This window comes from Caballeronia sp. LjRoot34, from assembly GCF_964253815.1.
Taxonomy (GTDB): Bacteria; Pseudomonadota; Gammaproteobacteria; order Burkholderiales; family Burkholderiaceae; genus Caballeronia.
Window position 1 is genome coordinate 517430 of the sequence record NZ_CAXUSB020000004.1, and the last position, 17303, is coordinate 534732.

Below are 17303 nucleotides of genomic sequence, written 5' to 3' on the forward strand. Positions count from 1 at the left end.
GTGCTGTGCAGTTTATTTCGTTCTATCGCTCCGACAATCGTGTTGCAGGCAAGATGCCGCCCCGGTGCATGGGCGAGTGTGACAGTTCGTATAGCAAGCCGCTTAGTTGAGCCGCGCAACATCTGGAATTCACAAACATTGCGTTTTCTTATTTGACATAATCTTATTCACCAAAAAATAATAAAGTACGAATTTTGCGTAAATAAATCATAGATAATTTGATAAATAGCGCAGATTATCGATTATAAATTCGTTCAATGGCGATAATACCGGTTATCGCCATTGAACCGGCTTAAAAATGGCCGAAAGAACGGTTTCCGTTGCACGCACTGCGGGGAAGCAAATGCAGGTGTCGTAATAACGGCGTTATCACACCTGGAACAGGCCGAAGCGGAGCGGTTTCGAGTTCAAGACGACGACCGGGAAGCGCGAGGGAATGGCACGGTGGCGTCGGCCGGCGTCACGGCTGCCCCGTGTTTGCCTGTACTCAGTCCGACGCCGGTGGGCGCGTCAACTAGACACAGTCAATGGCAACTCGAGCGCCTGAAACTGTCCCGCCTGGCGGCATGGAGCTTGCTGGAACACGCGCACTCATTCCAAAAGGAGAGGCCAAATGTCCGAAATCCACAAGCCCGGCGAGACCGTCAAAACATCCGGCATCTATAAGGTCGTGAAGGAAGGAGACGGTGCGGCAGCTTTCGAAGTGACGTGTGTCGAGGGGGAGCATTTCCCGCCGACGCGCAGTGGAAAGGGCGCGCACTTCGAGCTCGTGCATGCGGCCACGCATTCGCATAAACATGAGGAGCTGGGCACCAAAGATAGCTGAGCCCCGTACCGTATCGCCGTCGGGCGACCAGCCTGTGCGCTTGCGGTCGAACCCGAGGCACTGGAAAGCAACGTCGTCACAGAAGTCCGCAATGCTATGGATATTGAAAGTGTGAAGGCAAAACTCGTTTCGCTGCTTGGCGACAAACCGCGCGGCACCGCCGCCGATGTTACTGAGCACACCGTCGTCTGCCTGAACGGCACGCAGCTAATCGGCTTTCGCCTTTGCGCTGACTATCCTGGCTTCGACGGAATATTCGACATCGATCACAATTGCTGCGGGGACATGCACGAGCATTTGGTGGAGTGGTTTGCTGACCCACGGTTTTCTTCGCGTCCGGACCTGCTGGATTGGCTGGATCGAGCGGCTCTGACAGACGGCCTCAAGCCGGATGCGTGAACCTCATGGCCGGGCGATGGGGTTCTGCGAGCCGAAAGGCGCCCAAACGGGTCATGGAAGACCCGCCCGGCGCGATGCCGTCATTCATTGAACCTCAACTCGCAACGCTTGCCAGTCGTGCACCGACCGAAGGCGACTGGTCCTACGAAATCAAGTTCGACGGCTATCGAATGTTGTGTCGAATCGAGCACGGGTCATCTCGGATATTTACCCGCAACGGGCACGATTGGTCAGACCGCTTGCCAAAACTGATCGTGGCATTGAATGGGCTCCCCGTTGAGGACGGGTGGCTGGACGCCGAGGCCGTCGTGCTCAATGCCGCGGGTATGCCAGACTTCAACGCACTTCAGAACGCATTCGATCGACGCAGCACTTCGGAAATCCTGCTTTTCGTATTCGATCTGATGTATCTCAATGGCACGGATCTCCGAGAGCAGCCGCTTCGTGCGCGCCGTGACGTCCTGTCGGATCTGATGGGCGAGGTCCATCACGATTTGCTGCGGTACTCGGAAGATTTCGCGCAAGACCCGGCATCACTCGTCGCATCCGCTTGCAAGATGCGGCTCGAGGGCATCATTGGCAAACGCGCGGACGCTCCCTATCGTTCTGGCCGCTCCACGGATTGGATCAAGCTCAAATGCCGTCTGCGCCAGGAATTTGTCATCGCTGGTTTTACCCGGCCGAAGGGCGCGAAAACAGGCGTTCGCTCGCTCATGCTGGGTGTCCATGAACCCGACGGATCATTGCGGTTCGCCGGCTCCGCGAAGCAAAATCTGCGGCCCTCGCAGCTTTCCACTCTCCAGAGAAAAGCGAAGCCGCTCGCACGCAAGACGAGCGCTTTTTATAATCCACCGCCAGCGGACAAAGATCGGGACTACGTCTGGTTGGAGCCGCGTCTGGTTGCCGAGATATCGTTCCTGGAATGGACACCCGGTGGGGAAGTGCGCCAGCCTATCTTTCACGGGATGCGGGAGGACAAGCCGGCAGAGGCCGTCACGGAAGAGCCGGTGGTCGACGTCGAGAACGGTGAGCCAGTCGAAGCGCAAACAGGGTCGACCCGGGTTCAACCTGGTCGGCGTGGCAACGTGACACTTTCGGGCCAAAAGATCTCCAACGCCGAACGCGTCATCGATCAAACCACGGGTCTCAAGAAGATTGATCTCGTGCGCTACTACGACGAGATAGCCGAATGGGCGCTGCCGTATTTGCAAGATCGGCCGGTGTCGCTGGTACGTGCGCCTGATGGGATAGCCGGCGAGCTATTCTTTCAAAAGCACGAGGAAAGATCGCGCATTCCCGGCATCACCAAGCTGCCCACCGCCTTGCATCCGAATCACCCGCCTTTGCTCGCGGTGGACACCCATGAAGCGCTCATTGGTCTGGCCCAAATGAACGTGATCGAGTTGCACACCTGGAATGCGTCACAGCCAAATCTTGAGCATCCGGACCGATTCGTCCTCGACCTCGACCCAGATCCGGCCCTGTCGTGGCGCATGATGACGGAGGCCGCTGAACTGGCAAAGGTTCTGCTCGACGAGGTCGGACTTCAATGCTTCGTCAAGACGAGCGGCGGCAAGGGCTATCACATCGTCATTCCGCTGACACGCCGACAAGGGTGGGACGAAGTGAAGTCGTTCTCGCAGGCCATTGCGAGGCATATGGCGAAGGTGTTTCCGGATCGGTTTTCAGCCGTGCTCGGTCCGAAAAACCGCGTCGGCAAGATCTTTATCGACTACCTGCGCAACAGCAAAGCGGCGAGCACGGTCGCAGCCTTTTCCGCGAGAGCGCGCTCTGGCATGGGCGTGTCGATGCCTATTGCATGGGAAGAGCTACGAGAAGTCAAAAAGGCGGATCAGTGGACAATCCACACGGCGATCAAGCGCCAACGAACTCTGGGCGCTGATCCATGGCAGGGTTACTGGCGGTGCAGACAGGGCCTGACGAGCGCCATGCGACGTGCGATAGGCACGAAATAGGGGCGCGGACAATCGGGAGATAGCGAATGGACGATGGTATCGAACGACGTGCGCTGCTGCTACACCTGGGCGATGTATTGGAAGCGAGTGCATGCGTGATGAAGTGCGCGCTGCGCTTCAATACGGTGGGCGAAGCAGCCGCCCAAGAGGAGTCGCTGATGAGTTTCCCGATCCTGCGAATGGTCGATCCGGAGATGACGCCCTACGAGTTCGCCAAGCGAGCGGCGAGCGCGTTTTTCTTGTGGCCCAAGGCGCTGCTTGAGAAGGAGCTCAACCGTCCACTACTGGCGAACCTGGTGCAACACGATCTTTTCGTCGGTCACCAAAGCGGATGGGACAGTTACGTGTCCGAGCTTCGACAACAAGTCTCGTGGTTTGGAAAGGGGTTTGACACTGTGCCTGAGCCCGACCTCGAAGGCCCATTGTTGTCAGTCGGAAAAGCTTCGAAGGAGGATATCTCGTGAAGGCGATCATTTGTCGACAAACCAAGCTGCCTGAAGGCCACGAAGAAGTTCATCGTTTCACCTTCGAGTTGCACGATGGGAGCTCGATGTTGCCGGTGCGCGAGTCGATATCGCTACGTACTGCGCGCGTGGTCGTTGCGCACTTGGCAGACGGCAATGCATTAATTCAAATGTTCAGAGCCATTGTCAGCGCCGATCCAGCAAACTATCAAAGCCTCGTCGGACAGGTCTTTCAAGACTCGTATATAGAAAACGGCCCGAGCGACAAAGTAGACGATGCGGGAGCCGGCTGGCAACAGGCGCAACAGACATAGCCGGTGGTCGGCAGGGTGAAACCGGTGCAGGCATGACGCCGAAAACGCGCAGCGCGGGGGTGCAACGATTCCCACAGAGGGACGCCTTACCCCATGACGACTCTCAAGATCGCCACCTTCACGTTTGCCAGCGCTGCTCGCCTGGCTGTGCGAGGCGTCTACCGACTTCGTCTGTCTGCAGGAGTTATGGCCTTCCCGCTTGAGAAAGCCGGCCGCCGCCACGTGTCGACCCAAAATGGTAGGCGCCATCCACCATGTGCAGGCTTTTACTGGCCCAGCGCCTGCCCGCGTTGCCATCTCAAGGAGCGATGTTCGCCCAGTGTTGAGGGAAGCCGTTAAAAACCTTGGGATGTTTTCTGCCAGGGCCACGTAACACGTCGCTGTCCAATCCACGGAAACTGTCGTTGTGCAAGTTCCTGGAATTCTTGGTTCAACAGCGCGACGCGCAATTGCACGATACTGTGTGCTCCCATGCGACTCCAGCGCATATGCTGGCTCTTGCACATTCGACGGCCAACTATTCGGTTAATCGACGATTCGACGAAGCCGGTGGAGATTCGCCGTCCCACACGTTGCCAAGTGCGATAGTCGATCAGCGACTCAACGTTGCTCTTGAGATACGTGACCACATTCGAGAGGCTGTAGCTTGCATTCTTGATTTGGCTACTCACTGTCGGATCTCGTTTCTCGCGCAGATCAAGCAAGTGAGCGAGCTTAGCTGCGAACTGCTGCCAAGCCACCGTGTCTCCGACCCAAACGTAGTGGCGGAAGCGGACAAATAGGTCCCACAGTTCGAACGCTGATCCATTGTCCGTGAGTCGCCCGTATGCCAGAGGCGCGATAGCTTGATCGACGCGTCGCAACATTCGCCCAATGTGCGCCCAATCGAGAATCCACTCACTATCGTAGGGAAGGTCGCTCGCGATACCGACCAGGTCCAGAGCTCCATCAGTCAGGACTACGACTTCATTAGGGTCCGCGTATCCACTGTCCTCCAGGAATCGCGTCATTTCTTGATTCAGTCGCTTGGTGCGCGGCATGGCTGAAGCCCACACTCGTGGTTGCTCACCGGCTTGGCCCACAGCAGCAACGACGACTGCGATCGACGATGACCGGTTCCCGGCTTCTGCGCGATTGTCCTTCGGACCCTTGCGATTGCAACGTGCGCGACGGACATAGCCGACGTCAATGCCAAGCTCCGCATTCGGCTTTGTCGTCTCGCACCATCGGCGCACAGGTCGTGCGTGCTGTATCGATTTTCCGACAGTCACGGTGTGATTGCGGATGGTTACATGATTGTCGCGGCCTGATGTGGGTAGCAGAAGGTCCATGACGCACTTGGCTTGCCGATAGGGCATCGTGGCGCCAAGCTCCGCGTGCAGCCATCTCAGTTCACCGGTGCTTGCCTCCGTCAGGTAGTTCTTGAGCGGAGAAACATATCTCGAACCGTCAGCACCACAATTGCAATCCTTCCATCGTTCGCGGCAATAGAAAACCTTTCCCAGCGCGGTCTTCAGCTCCGAGCAATGACTATCGTGCAGGCGACGCTGTACGCCGCAGCCCACACAAGATCTACGCGACGCGCAAAAACGTTCGATCTGCTCGACAACGAACTCCTGCTGCACACAATTGAGCAAAGACTTGCCTTCGGCGAGTGACAATCCCACGTCTCCGGGTGTCTGGTCTTCGATGGGCCTGTGAAACCGCATGACCTCAACTCGCTTCACCACACTCTCATCGCCGTTATCGAACTCAAGAACGATTGTGCATCGCATGGCGGCTCCCCGTCTCGTAGTCAGGGAGACGATACCCTTTCGTGCGCCCGGCTCCCAGCCTTTTTAACGGCTTCGGCGAGATGTTCGTTAATTCTGCTAGCGCATTGGCCCTGCCCATTAATTCCGCTATTACGTCATTCTTCAATTACCATAAAATATAAAGCGATCCTAAATAAAATATCGTGCAATTGTGACACTGTCCTCCGGGGTTTCCTTAGTGCAAGGACAAAACGGGCGTCGCAAAGTTGGCGGGGCGCACTCAGGCCTGCGAACGTGAATGAGTAACCGCCCACGCTGGTTTCAGAAACGCGTCGGACAGAAAATCGACCAGCCGCCGAACCTTGATCGGCAACTGCTTCCGGCTGGGATATACCGCGTAAATGCCCAGTTCGACCGAACGGTAATCGGGCAGGATTCTCACCAGATCCCCGCGCTTCAGATCCTCTCCAATCATGAAACTGGGTTGCAATATGATGCCGCCGTCGCGCAATCCGATCGCGCGGCAGGTATCTCCATTATTTGAATAAACCCGCGCACGCGTGCGTACGACCACTTCGCCGTCCGGGCCCTCGAATTTCCATTCGTCCCGCCCGGCAAGGTGCGAGTACGCCACGACCCGGTGGGCAGCAAGTTCCTTCGGATGAGCCGGTATGCCGTGGCGCGACAGATAACCCGGTGATGCGCATGCAAGCATCTCCGTCTCTGCAAGCTTGCGACACACCAGCGATGAGTCCGGAAGTGTACTGATCCGTACCGCCAAGTCGTAACCTTCGTCGACGAGGTCCACGACGCGGTCGTTGAGCGTGATGTCCAGATCGACCTGCGGATGCGTTTCCATGAAGGCACCCCATAACGGCGCCAGATGCATGATGCCGAAGGTCAACGGCACATTGACACGGATCAGTCCGCTGGGCTCCTGCGTGCGCGAGGTCACCTCCGATTCGGCGTCATCCAGCGAAACCAGAATCTCTTTCGAGCGCTGATAGAAGAGCCTTCCTTCCTCAGTCAGCGAAAGCCGGCGCGTGGTGCGCTGTAGCAGGCGGACGCCAAGGCGCTGCTCGAGGGAGTCAACATGACGGGAGACCGCGGCCTTTGACATCCTCAGTGCATCGACCGCGCCAACGAAGCTTCCGGCATCGACGACGGCCGTGAAAACGCTCATTTCAAGAGTTCGATCCATTTTATTGTCTCGATAAGTGGGACTATATGTCCAGATGATAGCGGTTTATCAGCCTGCGTCGAGTCAATAGAATGGACTCACTGGTTACGGCTATGAACAAAAAGGTTCGCAGCTGAATAGCCAAAACTCTGAGGTACGCCATCATGAAGTCGCTCATTCAAGCCGTTGTTGTTGCCGCTGCATTCGCCGCTCCCGTCGTATCGTTCGCCCAATCAAACCAGCCCGTGAGCCGCACTCAGGTACGCGCCGAATTGCTCCTGCTCGAAAAGGCCGGTTATAGCCCCCATGGCAGAGATCCGTACTACCCGGCCGACATCCAGGCTGCTGAGGCTCGGGTGGCTGCACAGAACGGCGCGGCACGAGCTGAAAACACCGGCTTTGGTGGGGCAAGCAGCGGCTCGTCGCAATCTGGTGTGTCCGCAGCGAATACCTCAGGGAAGTCGATTTACGCGGGTCATTGACCGTCGGATTGGCGAGCCGCGAGCAATTCACTGCTGAAACGCTGCGCGCCAAATGTGATTACTTTCTACTCAACGTGTCAGCTTAACGAGGTTATTGATATGAACATCACCGTCATCGGCACCGGCAACATGGGATCGGCATTCGTCAAGCAGCTCGCCAACGCAGGCCATGCGGTCCGCGTCACCGGCCGCGATATCGCCAAGGCCCAGGCAGTTGCCGCTGGGCACGCTGGTGTAAAGGCCGCTCCCCTCACCGAAGCGCTGGGTAACAGCGAGCTTGTCATTCTCGCGACGGGCTACGGCGATGCCGTGGCTGCCCTGCAAGGTCTGGGCGACCTCACTGGCAAGGTCGTCATTGACATCACTAATCCGCTGAATGCCGACTATTCGGGCCTGATCATTGGCCATGACACGTCGGCCGCGGAAGAAATTTCCAAGGCAGTGCCCGGTGTTCAACTGGTCAAGGCGTTCAACACCCTGTTTGCTCAGGTTCTAGCCGACGGGCCCGTCTTTGCCAACGAGCAGACCGCACCGGTGTTCTTCGCCAGTGACAGTGAGCCTGCCAAACAGACCGTCAAGGCACTCATCGAAAGCCTCGGTTTTAAGCCTATCGACGCCGGCCCGCTGAAAAACTCCCGCTACCTCGAGCCTCTTGCGGGCCTGAATATTTATCTGGGTTATGGCGCGGGTCTGGGCACGGCGATCGCGCCCACCTGGATCGCAAAGTGACGGCACACGGAGTAGAGCAGATCATGAACGTCCTGCACGAAGACGCCGCTTCCGGTCTCGCGTTTCGTCTACGCCCGGCAGCGGGTCAGCCCGCCGCACGACTCTTTCTGCTGCATGGAGTCGGAGGCAATGAAACTAACCTGCTGCCGCTTGCAGACACGATCGACCAGCGGGTGCAAGTGGTCTTCGTGCGCGGCCCACTGGAGCTCGGCTCCGGACAATATGCCTGGTTTGATGTGCGATTCGGCTCGCAAGGACCGGTCATCAATGCGGCCCAAGCCGACGAAAGTCGCCTGAGCCTTCTGAGGCTGGTCCGGGCCATGGCCAGCACCGACGCGAACGCATCGGTGCCGGTCTTGATGGCGGGGTTCAGCCAGGGCGGGATTCTCAGCGCGAGTGTTGCTTTGTCCTCGCCCGAGGACGTGGAGCGTTTTGCCGTCCTGAGCGGTCGCATTCTTCCGGAGCTGGAGCCGCATCTCGCACCAGCCGAAAAGCTCGCCAGACTCTCGGCATTCATTTCACACGGCCGACTCGACGACAAACTGCCAGTGAAGTTCGCAGAACACGCTCACTCGTGGTTGACCCGGCTCGGTGTCCCGCATGAAATGCACTTGTATTCCGTGGGCCACACCCTGACGGGCGACATAGTCGGTGACTTTTCACGCTGGGTCAGCCAGCAAACCAATCTCGTTTAACCAGAACTGGAGTTTCATCATGACCGATGACCGTACCGCTCCTTATGCGGCTTTCCTCCTGCGCTTCGCGCTGGGCATTATGTTCCTTGCGCACGGACTGACTAAGCTGTTCGTCTTCACACCCGCAGGCACCGCAAAATTCTTCGAATCGGTCGGCTTCGCAGGCTGGTTCGCATGGCCAATCATTTTGTTTGAAATCGTCGGCGGGGTCCTCCTGCTGACGGGCGTTTATGCGCGCGCCGTCGCGGCAGTTGCCGCCATCGAGCTGTTCGCCGCGTCGACCGTGCACTTTGGCAACGGCTGGTCCTTTACCAATCCGAACGGTGGCTGGGAGTACCCAGTTTTCCTCGCGATTGCGGCTGCGACGCTGGCGCTGCTTGGCGATGGTGTCTTTGCTGTGAAACCGACCGTTCGCAAGGTCTGAGCGCGACGGACCATTACGACGTCACAGGAAGAACGCAATGGAATTCGGCATTTACACGTTTGGCGATCTTGCTCCCGGACAAATCAGCACCGAGCACGCGCGTCAACGCCTCGGCGAGATCGTCAGTGCGGCGCGGATCGCCGATGAGGCCGGAATCGACGTCTTCGGTGTGGGCGAACACCATCGCCCGGATTTCGCCGTATCGTTTCCATCGGTCGTTTTGGGCGCGGTAGCGAGTGTGACACAACGCATCCGGCTCACGAGCGCCGTAAGCATACTTAGCTCCGACGATCCTGTCCGACTCTACCAGCAGTTCTCCACGCTCGACCTCCTGTCGGGCGGACGTTCCGAACTGCTGGTAGGACGCGGCGCATATAGCGAGTCGTTTCCGTTGTTCGGCCATTCGCTTACTGACTACGACTCGCTGTTTGACGAAAAGCTGGGCCTCCTGGTCTCGATCAACGAACCAGCGTCCGTCACATGGTCAGGTAGGCACCGGCCGCCTCTGACCGACGCCAGGATCATGCCGCGACCGTTGCATGGTCGCATTCCAATCTGGGTCGCCGCGGGCGGAACGGCGTCGAGTGCTATTCGTGCTGGCCGTGCAGGCTTGCCGTTGAATCTTGCGAACATTGGCGGAATGCCCGAGCAGTTTGTACCATTCGTCAACCTTTATCGGACTGCGGGTATGGAGGCCGGGCATTCCCCAGCACAACTGAAAATGGCTGTCTCCGGCCATCTCCATGTTCAACGCGACGGCCGACGTGCGCGAGAGGAATTCTTTCCCTACTACCGGCACTACATAGCAAACAATCTTCCCCGCGGGCACGCAGAGATGTCATGGAGCGACTACGAAGCTGTATCTTCGCCGCGCGGGGCGCTCTTTGTCGGAAGCGTAGAGGAAATCGTCGACAAGATCCTGATGGAACATCAGCTATTCGGGCATCAGCGCTATATGGCGCAGCTTGACATCGGTGGCCTTCCATTCGCTATGGTCAGGGAATCGATTGAACTGCTCGCCTCCGAAGTAATCCCCGCAGTTCGACGGGCTATTGCATAGCCGGCGAACTGCCTGCAGCACCACACAGGGATGCTGGCCGGTGCTTCTCATCATTCACGAAGTCTGCGTATCTACCACCGGCCGCAGGCCGGTTCATTGCTAGTGATCTGCCATGTATAAAAAAGGTGTAGCGGTTGAAATTCAGTTTTCGCCTGACCGTCTGAACGACGGAGCCGGCGATCCGTATTGGATCGATCTGACGCGCGAGGAAGCACAGGCGCTGTTGCAGGCATTGCAGTCGCAACTGGAGGGCGGCACGACCGCCCCCGTAGTGTTCAGTATGGACTGCTCGGGTAGCGATGCCCTCGAAGGGCACAATGCAGATCAAGGAGCGGTTCCTGTTAGCACGTCTACTGAAGTTCCATCCAGCGATTTCAAGCAATGGGTCTGCGTGATCTGTGGCTGGATTTATGACGAGTCAACAGGCCTTCCCGAGGAAGGCATCGCGTCCGGCACCCGATGGGCCGACGTCCCCGAGGATTGGCGCTGCCCCTTATGCGATGTAGGAAAGGAAGACTTTGTCTTAGTGGAATTTTGAGGATGCTACGGTTTGGCGGGGGGCCAAGAGCCCGATAAAAGTGTTGGTCCGAACCCAGTGAATTGATTGGGACCAGCCCTCGGCCATCTCGTAGTAGCGACCGGTGATACGCCCAGGCCATGAGCCGAAATGAGCCTGGCGCCCACACATGGGCAACCCTCGAATTGTATGCATACCTGGACATTTTCCTGGAACCGACGGTATTTGTGAAGCCCGATTTGAGCGAGCGGTGAGCGTCAAAGCAGCGACGGTCGCCTTGATCCCGATGGGTTACTGGTGCGAATCAGTTCCGCAACCAAGCAGACGAGCTATCGGACGCGTCATCTAGTAACGCGACACCATATGGCTGAGCTCGTTTGCAACGACGCAAGAGAATGCGTCAGGGAGACGTTTTTCCCTTTTACCCTGGCTTTTCAAGGGGTGACACCTTTATACGCGGAACGGTGACTGCGTTATCTCGGTTGCCACGAGACCGGCATCACGGCGTTTGTTCCCAAGACGAACACCCCGGGTGCGACCTTCGACGGCCGCTTCGGCAAAGAAAATTATATTTACGACGCTGAGAAGAACGAGTATCGATGTCCGGCGGGCGAGTGTCTCATATGGCGCTACAGGACAACTGAACGTGGCCTGAAGTTAGATCGCTACTGGAGCTCGCAGTGCCAACAGTGCTCATTGAAAGATAAATGCACCCCAAGCGCCGCACGCCGGGTAACACACTCGGAGCACGAAGGATTGCTCGAAGAGATGCAGGTCTGGCTTGATCTAGCCCCGGACATGATGCGTATCCAACGACAGACCGTCGAGCATCCCTTCGGCACGATAAAGGCCTGGATGGGAGTGACTCATTTCCTAACGCGCACTATCGAGCGGGTGAGCACGGAGACGAGCTTGCACGTGCTCGCCTACAACATGAGCGGGTTATCAAGCTAATCGGTTCAGAAACGGTTATGAGGGCGATGCGGGCGTGAAGCCCGCCCGGGGCGGACGGGTCCTTGCAATACGTTCAGCTCTGATCTGACCTTTGTGGTGCCGCGATCGATAAGCTGCGATCTGCTCTGAGAAAGCGTGCCGTCAAATTTCCAGCGGCTACGCGTTTTGACACATTCTGGGCCATCTACGGCCGCTCGTCGAGAGAGACATTTGGACGTTGGTTCCACCTTGGTAGAGTACGTTGGATGGTCGTGAAAATTCGCGGGCCAGTGTGCGCTTTCACGTAGGCGGCCAGCGGGCAGTTCGAAATGAGCCCGCCCAGGGCCGCCTGACAACTAACAGTGCACCCGCGTTTGTTATCTGGGAGTCCGCGATCAATGAATGTGACTGCCGCCGTTTACGTCGATGGTGGCGCCCGTCACATAACCTGAAAGATCGGATGCGAGGAAGAGACACGCGCCGGCAATCTCGACGGGTCGTCCAGCGCGCTGCAATGGGATGCTCATTTCGATCTCTTTCTGCCTCTCCGCAGTCATGCCATCCAGCATCCCAGTTTCCGTCATCGACGGACACACGACATTCGCGCGAATTCCCAAGGGGCCGAACTCGCGGGCGATAGTGCGTGTAAGGCTGATCACGCCGCCTTTGGAAGCGGCGTAGTGCGCACCGCCGACCAGCCCACCGCCACGTTGCGCGGCCACTGAAGCCACGTTGACGATCGTTCCGCTCTTGCGCTCTGCGAATACTTCCAGCGCGCTCTTGCAGAGATTAAAGGCGCCCTTAAGGTTCACGCCCATGATTCGATCGTAGTCGGCTTCCTCGATTGTCAGCATGGACTGCGCCTTTACAATCGCGGCACTATTCACGAGGCAGTCCACCGTTCCGTAGCGCGAGAGTGCCTCCTTAAACAGTTGCCTGCAATCTGCACTATTCGCAATATCGCAGCGGATACCTGATACATACGCGTTGCGTCCGGTTTTGCTGTCAATGGAAGCTTTGATCTCGCTGGTGATGATGTCGTTCATCAAAATATCGACGGCGATGATCTTTGCTCCGTGCTCCGCGAACAGCTCTGCCACGGCATAGCCAATCCCTCTGAGCGACGCCGCGCCGACGATGACACAGACCTTGTCTTGTAAAAGCATGTTTTTACACTCCAAATGCTGCCAGTGCGTGTCGCACGAGCGTTAACGTTTAATATCCAGGTGCCGTGTCTCAGGACTGGCAATGATGGCGATCAGCGAGGCGCCTATGACAACTGCGCAAAAAGCGGTAATTACCCAGGTCTGTCCGCCCGCATGCTGAAGCAGCCATGCGCAGATAAAAGGTGTGGGGCCGCCCACCAGCAGATTCGCACCGGTATATGCAGCGGCGGAGCCCGAGTAGCGGACGTTCGTCGGGAACGGTTCCGCAAAGAGAGCAGGCTGTACTCCGGACTGGATCTGAAGCGACCCGACAAACGCCGCTATCGCGAAGAAGATGACGTACCAGTTCTTCGTGTCGAGCAGCGTGAAATAAGAAAGCGCGATCGCGAGCGTCAGCACCGATGCAATCAGCATGGTCGGCTTGCGGCCAATCCGATCGCTCACGGCACCGCCCAATATCACCGTAAATATTGCTATGAGGTTCGCGCCCATCAGGCAGAGAAACGCGGTCTGAGTCGGAAGGCCCAGATTCTTTGTGATGTAGCTGAGCGAGAAGACAGTAATCACGTAGAAACATGCTGTAGGAGCGCACCAGATTATGAGCAGACGGAAAATCGTCCCCGGATATTGAGCGAATGCCTTCACGAGTGGCACGCGTTCTTCCGCGCCTTTGGCGTGCGCCTGAATGAAGGCGGGGGTCTCCGAAACCCGCAGGCGAATATAGATTCCGACAACGACGAGCAGGAAGCTCAAAAGGAAAGGGATACGCCACCCCCACGCCTGGAATTGCTCCGCACCGAGCGTGCTCGTCAGCACAAACAGCATTCCGCTCGCCAGTGCTGCGCTCAGGGACGAGCCAGTGTTAATGAACGATCCGTACAGTCCCCGGCGGTTCTGCGGAGCATGCTCCATCGTCATCAGTTGAGCCCCGGTCGCCTCGCCGCCCAGCGCGAAGCCTTGCAGGAAACGTAGGAGTACGAGACACAATGGTGCCGCGAAGCCGATGGTAGAGTAGGTCGGCAGGCAGCCAATCAAGAACGATGCGGCTCCCATGAGCGACAACGTATAGAGCAGGATGTTCTTTCGTCCAATGCGATCACCCAACATTCCGAAGAAGAGCCCACCAAGCGGGCGTGCAAAAAACCCAATCCCAAACGTAGCGAACGCGGCGAGGATTCCGATGTTCGGATCCATTTGAGAAAAGAAAATCTTGGGAAAGACGGTTGCAGCGACCGCGCCGTAGGCGGTGAAGTCGATCCACTCCAGCGCTGAACCGACGGTACTCGCGACGGTTGCGCGCTTCGCCATCGAGTTCTTTGGAGTGGTTGGCGCCTCCATGGTTAATGTGTCTGTCATCGGGATGTCTCCTGGTGGGTGATTGATTTGCTTTATAGAGAAATGGCTGAGTAATCTCGATCAGGAATGTCTGGGTTAAGCGTTGGTCACACCCAACCGGGGAAACGGGAGGACAGAGTTTCCTGCGAGAGGCGCAGCACTTGATCCTGACCGTCTACCGGAGATGGATCCGTCGCTGCACCTGGCGCAACCTAGCGCCCGAATACATTCGGTTGATGCACTTCGATCACGTTTCCATCGGGATCCTGCAGGAAAACCTGGTGCCAGCCCGCGATCGCCCACCGGCCGTAATCGGAATATCGGATGCCCTGTTGATCGAGGCGTCGCTTGAAACCCTCGATGTCATCGGTGCGGAAGCAGAAGTGTCCACGCGCCATAGGATTGACGATCTGGTTCATCTTGAAACCAGTATCCAAGTCGCGCTCGGCCCAGTGAAACTCGATGTCCCCATCGCTCAAAAAATCGACTTTGCCGTTGTAGCCGGTGGTGGTGCTCTCGGCGTTAACACGAGCGTGTTCCTCGTCGTTGATCGTGCCGAGATCGAAGAGGGTTTGATAGAACTTGGTCAGCCGCGGAAGGCTGTCAGTGCACAGATTCAGGTGGTGGAATTTGAAGTTCATGTCGGGTCCTTATCGGTTCGAAATGGGTGGCACCGCGCGTGGCGGTGCTGTGATTTGCTCCAGGGAGCTACGCACCTTCTCGTCCCTCCCGAGGCACGCTTGCCTTCAGTGAGGTGGCTGAATTGCGCCGGCCCCAGAGCGTGATGTCAAGGTAAATGGTTTCATAGGTGAAGTCAACTATGCATAGGTGCAAACACCTACAAGTTTTTTCAATGAGTGATCCTCCATTTCCCCTTAGGGCGCTGGAACCCACGCCCTACATCATCTGATGTCCAAGGCTGGGCTTTGCGCGATCAGTATGCGATGCAGCGTAGCCGACGAACTGGGCGTGAGTCGGAAATGCGGTCAATGCCGAGGGGTTGACCAATTAGGGAAGAAATCGCAGTTGAAAATCGTAATTTCACATATAAAATGACGATGATAGACGGAAGTCGTCAGTGAACCATCGCGTGCCGCAGGTGTGCCGGGACGATCGGGGGCGATTGTGCGAGTTCACAAGTTCATTTCACGCGGCCCGCTTTTCCAGCCAGAGGGCTAAGCGATCCAATTGCCGCAATAGAGGAATTTGCTATGAAAGACGATTTCAGCGTGGCTGAGAAATCAACCGAAGCCAACGCAAGAAGCTATTCCGCGCCTGCGCTGGAGAAGGGCCTCGATATTCTCGAGGTGCTTTGCCGCAGTCAGAGTCCCGTGTCGCTGAAAGACCTCGCTGGGCAGGCGGGCAGGAGCGTGGGCGAGATTTACCGCATGGTCCTGTGTCTGGTAAACCGCGGCTATGTGGCTCAAGTCGACGACAGTTACACTATTACGACCAAGCTTTTTGAGCTTTCGCAGCTGAATCCGCCGACTCACAAGCTGCTGCTGGAGGCGACGCCGATCATGAACAAGCTCGCCAGCGAATTGGACGTGTCGTGCCATCTAACGGTGTATAACCATGGCAAGCAGGTGGTCGTTGCAAAAGTCGATACGCCCAGTGGCATGGGGTTCAGCCTCAGGGTTGGCTCTGATCTGGATGTGTTGATATCCGTCTCCGGTCGGGTGCTCGTTGCCTTTCAAGACAACGAGACCAGGAATCTGCGAATTGCCGAGTCGCTGCAGCGCAGGGCTGACCAAGAGGACCCACAGATTGCGGTCGTCCTCGACTTCATCCGCGAGTGCGGCTATGAATCGTCACCTAGTTCGCAGGTGCGAGGGCTGTACGCTGTGAGCTTCCCTATCCTTGACTCTCAGGGTCACGCGAACGCGGCGCTCACCGTCCCCTACGCCGAACGGATCGACCAGGCGCAACGCAAACCAATTGCAGTCATACACGAGGCGCTGGCTGAGGCAGCCAAATTGCTATCTGAAAAGATAGGGTGCCCCTCGCGATAGTCAGGCCCCCGCTCGAGCGGGTCGAAACCGGTACGCGGCTGACTTATGAATGACCGATACCCTCTAACAGGAGAGCTGATCCACGGCTGCGTGCGGCCAAGATCCGCTCCGACTAGGCGCGGGACTTAGCTTGTGATGGTCCGCCAATGCGCGCGCAGAGCAGACGTGCTGTCTCTCCCAACGCATCTTCGATGTCGGAAATTGACTTGCGCCGCGCCTGGTCGATCCGTTCGGCGTAGGGAACGGTCAGTGCAGCGATGGCATGGCTTTGTGAATCAAGGATCGGGTAACTCACAGCGTATAGTCCACGAACCTGAACGCTGGGCGCGGATTCATACCCACGTTCCTTGATGAATTCAAGGAGGCCTTCGATTTGCGGATCTGTCTGTTCAGGGCGTCGACTGAGCGACTCGTCGATACGAAACTGTCGGGTTTCACGATCCTGAAACGCGAGAAGCACCCGGCCGGATGCGGACACCAGTACGTCCAGCTCGGAGCCCACCCGCACGCTGAAACCCATTCCACTTGGCGTGTCCACCTTGGCGATAACGATCTGCCGGCCTTGTCCGTACATCGTCAAGTGGCACGCCTGATCGAGCTGGCTCGCGAGCTTTTGCATAAGCGGCCGCGCCTCGGTGAGCAACCGGTGCGTGGGTGGATTGTTGTGCGAGAGTTCGAATAGCTTCGTTGTAATGTAGTAGCTATCGTCAATCTGCGTCACGTAATTGCGACTCACCAGAACGGCAAGCATCCGATAAATTTCGCCGACACTACGTCCGAGGTGATGCGCAATCTCTTTCTGTGGAAGTGGCGTTTCTGTGCGGCAAAGCATCTCGAGAATATCGAGGCCTTTCTCGAGGGCGGGCGCGGAATAGCTGCGGCCTTCCGCTTCAGGCGCTTGCGCGGTGTCAGTCAAATCATCCTTCATGGCGGCCCTTCTGGATTTTCGCATTGCTGCCGCCCGGTTTTCCCCACATTCACTTCACGGTAGGCGGCGTTTCATCATCGAAGCCTTGGCGGCGCCTGTCAAATCGATA

18 protein-coding genes and 1 pseudogene are annotated in these 17303 nt (G+C 57.3%); 13 read left to right on the forward strand and 6 right to left on the reverse strand.

Annotation, left to right across the window (positions count from 1 at the left end; translation table 11 throughout):
* Positions 1-613: 613 nt before the first annotated feature.
* From ACSQ36_RS42915 to ACSQ36_RS42935, 5 genes are all read left to right on the forward strand, one after another.
* Positions 614-826 (forward strand): hypothetical protein, encoded by a 213-nt coding sequence (locus ACSQ36_RS42915; RefSeq protein ID WP_436186948.1) that lies wholly within the window; start codon positions 614-616, stop codon positions 824-826.
* A 96-nt stretch (positions 827-922) separates the two neighbouring features.
* On the forward strand, positions 923-1225 hold the full coding sequence (locus ACSQ36_RS42920; RefSeq protein WP_436186949.1) for a hypothetical protein: 303 nt from the start codon (positions 923-925) through the stop codon (positions 1223-1225).
* 53 nt (positions 1226-1278) lie between these two features.
* Positions 1279-3201 carry a DNA ligase D gene (ligD, locus tag ACSQ36_RS42925; RefSeq protein WP_436186950.1) on the forward strand — a complete coding sequence of 641 codons (1923 nt, stop codon included), beginning with the start codon at positions 1279-1281 and terminating at the stop codon, positions 3199-3201.
* Between the two features lie 26 nt (positions 3202-3227).
* Positions 3228-3665 (forward strand): hypothetical protein, encoded by a 438-nt coding sequence (locus ACSQ36_RS42930; protein WP_436186951.1) that lies wholly within the window; start codon positions 3228-3230, stop codon positions 3663-3665.
* Positions 3662-3979, forward strand: a complete 318-nt coding sequence (locus ACSQ36_RS42935) for a hypothetical protein (RefSeq protein ID WP_436186952.1) — start codon at positions 3662-3664, stop codon at positions 3977-3979. The genes ACSQ36_RS42930 and ACSQ36_RS42935 overlap by 4 nt, the downstream gene beginning before the upstream one ends.
* A gap of 335 nt (positions 3980-4314) precedes the next feature.
* On the opposite strand, the gene ACSQ36_RS42940 is transcribed toward ACSQ36_RS42935, so the two are convergent.
* Positions 4315-5754 carry an ISKra4 family transposase gene (locus tag ACSQ36_RS42940; RefSeq protein ID WP_436186953.1) on the reverse strand — a complete coding sequence of 480 codons (1440 nt, stop codon included), beginning with the start codon at positions 5752-5754 and terminating at the stop codon, positions 4315-4317.
* A gap of 259 nt (positions 5755-6013) precedes the next feature.
* Entirely contained in the window at positions 6014-6934 is a 921-nt protein-coding gene (locus ACSQ36_RS42945; RefSeq protein WP_436186954.1) for a LysR substrate-binding domain-containing protein, read from the reverse strand.
* Positions 6935-7077: 143 nt separating this feature from the next.
* Between ACSQ36_RS42945 and ACSQ36_RS42950 the strand changes: the two genes are divergently transcribed.
* The 7 genes and pseudogenes from ACSQ36_RS42950 to ACSQ36_RS42980 form a co-directional block, all read left to right on the forward strand.
* On the forward strand, positions 7078-7395 hold the full coding sequence (locus tag ACSQ36_RS42950; RefSeq protein WP_436186955.1) for a DUF4148 domain-containing protein: 318 nt from the start codon (positions 7078-7080) through the stop codon (positions 7393-7395).
* 54 nt (positions 7396-7449) lie between these two features.
* Complete coding sequence (locus tag ACSQ36_RS42955; protein WP_436186956.1) at positions 7450-8124, forward strand: NADPH-dependent F420 reductase; 675 nt, start codon at positions 7450-7452, stop codon at positions 8122-8124.
* A gap of 23 nt (positions 8125-8147) precedes the next feature.
* Complete coding sequence (locus tag ACSQ36_RS42960; RefSeq protein ID WP_082163387.1) at positions 8148-8819, forward strand: alpha/beta hydrolase; 672 nt, start codon at positions 8148-8150, stop codon at positions 8817-8819.
* A gap of 19 nt (positions 8820-8838) precedes the next feature.
* Positions 8839-9243, forward strand: a complete 405-nt coding sequence (locus ACSQ36_RS42965; RefSeq protein WP_047847792.1) for a DoxX family protein — start codon at positions 8839-8841, stop codon at positions 9241-9243.
* Between the two features lie 37 nt (positions 9244-9280).
* A complete protein-coding gene (locus tag ACSQ36_RS42970) occupies positions 9281-10303 on the forward strand; it encodes an LLM class flavin-dependent oxidoreductase (protein ID WP_047847793.1) in 1023 nt (340 codons plus the stop codon).
* Between the two features lie 112 nt (positions 10304-10415).
* A complete protein-coding gene (locus ACSQ36_RS42975) occupies positions 10416-10841 on the forward strand; it encodes a rubredoxin (RefSeq protein WP_075645356.1) in 426 nt (141 codons plus the stop codon).
* Positions 10842-11297: 456 nt separating this feature from the next.
* Positions 11298-11812, forward strand: a pseudogene (locus ACSQ36_RS42980) (transposase); the annotation flags it as partial.
* Between the two features lie 336 nt (positions 11813-12148).
* On the opposite strand, the gene ACSQ36_RS42985 reads toward ACSQ36_RS42980, so the two are convergent.
* The 3 genes from ACSQ36_RS42985 to ACSQ36_RS42995 all read right to left on the reverse strand — a co-directional run bounded on the left by ACSQ36_RS42985 (position 12149) and on the right by ACSQ36_RS42995 (position 14895).
* The gene (locus ACSQ36_RS42985; RefSeq protein WP_047847803.1) at positions 12149-12919 is read right to left on the reverse strand and encodes an SDR family NAD(P)-dependent oxidoreductase; all 771 of its coding nucleotides are present in this window, start codon (positions 12917-12919) and stop codon (positions 12149-12151) included.
* A 42-nt stretch (positions 12920-12961) separates the two neighbouring features.
* The gene (locus ACSQ36_RS42990) at positions 12962-14275 is read right to left on the reverse strand and encodes an MFS transporter (RefSeq protein ID WP_047847804.1); all 1314 of its coding nucleotides are present in this window, start codon (positions 14273-14275) and stop codon (positions 12962-12964) included.
* Positions 14276-14466: 191 nt separating this feature from the next.
* Positions 14467-14895 (reverse strand): VOC family protein, encoded by a 429-nt coding sequence (locus tag ACSQ36_RS42995; RefSeq protein WP_047847805.1) that lies wholly within the window; start codon positions 14893-14895, stop codon positions 14467-14469.
* A 570-nt stretch (positions 14896-15465) separates the two neighbouring features.
* Here ACSQ36_RS42995 and ACSQ36_RS43000 point away from each other — a divergent pair.
* Complete coding sequence (locus ACSQ36_RS43000) at positions 15466-16266, forward strand: IclR family transcriptional regulator (RefSeq protein WP_047847806.1); 801 nt, start codon at positions 15466-15468, stop codon at positions 16264-16266.
* A 112-nt stretch (positions 16267-16378) separates the two neighbouring features.
* On the opposite strand, the gene ACSQ36_RS43005 is transcribed toward ACSQ36_RS43000, so the two are convergent.
* Positions 16379-17194 (reverse strand): IclR family transcriptional regulator, encoded by an 816-nt coding sequence (locus ACSQ36_RS43005; protein ID WP_047847807.1) that lies wholly within the window; start codon positions 17192-17194, stop codon positions 16379-16381.
* Positions 17195-17303: the final 109 nt, after the last annotated feature.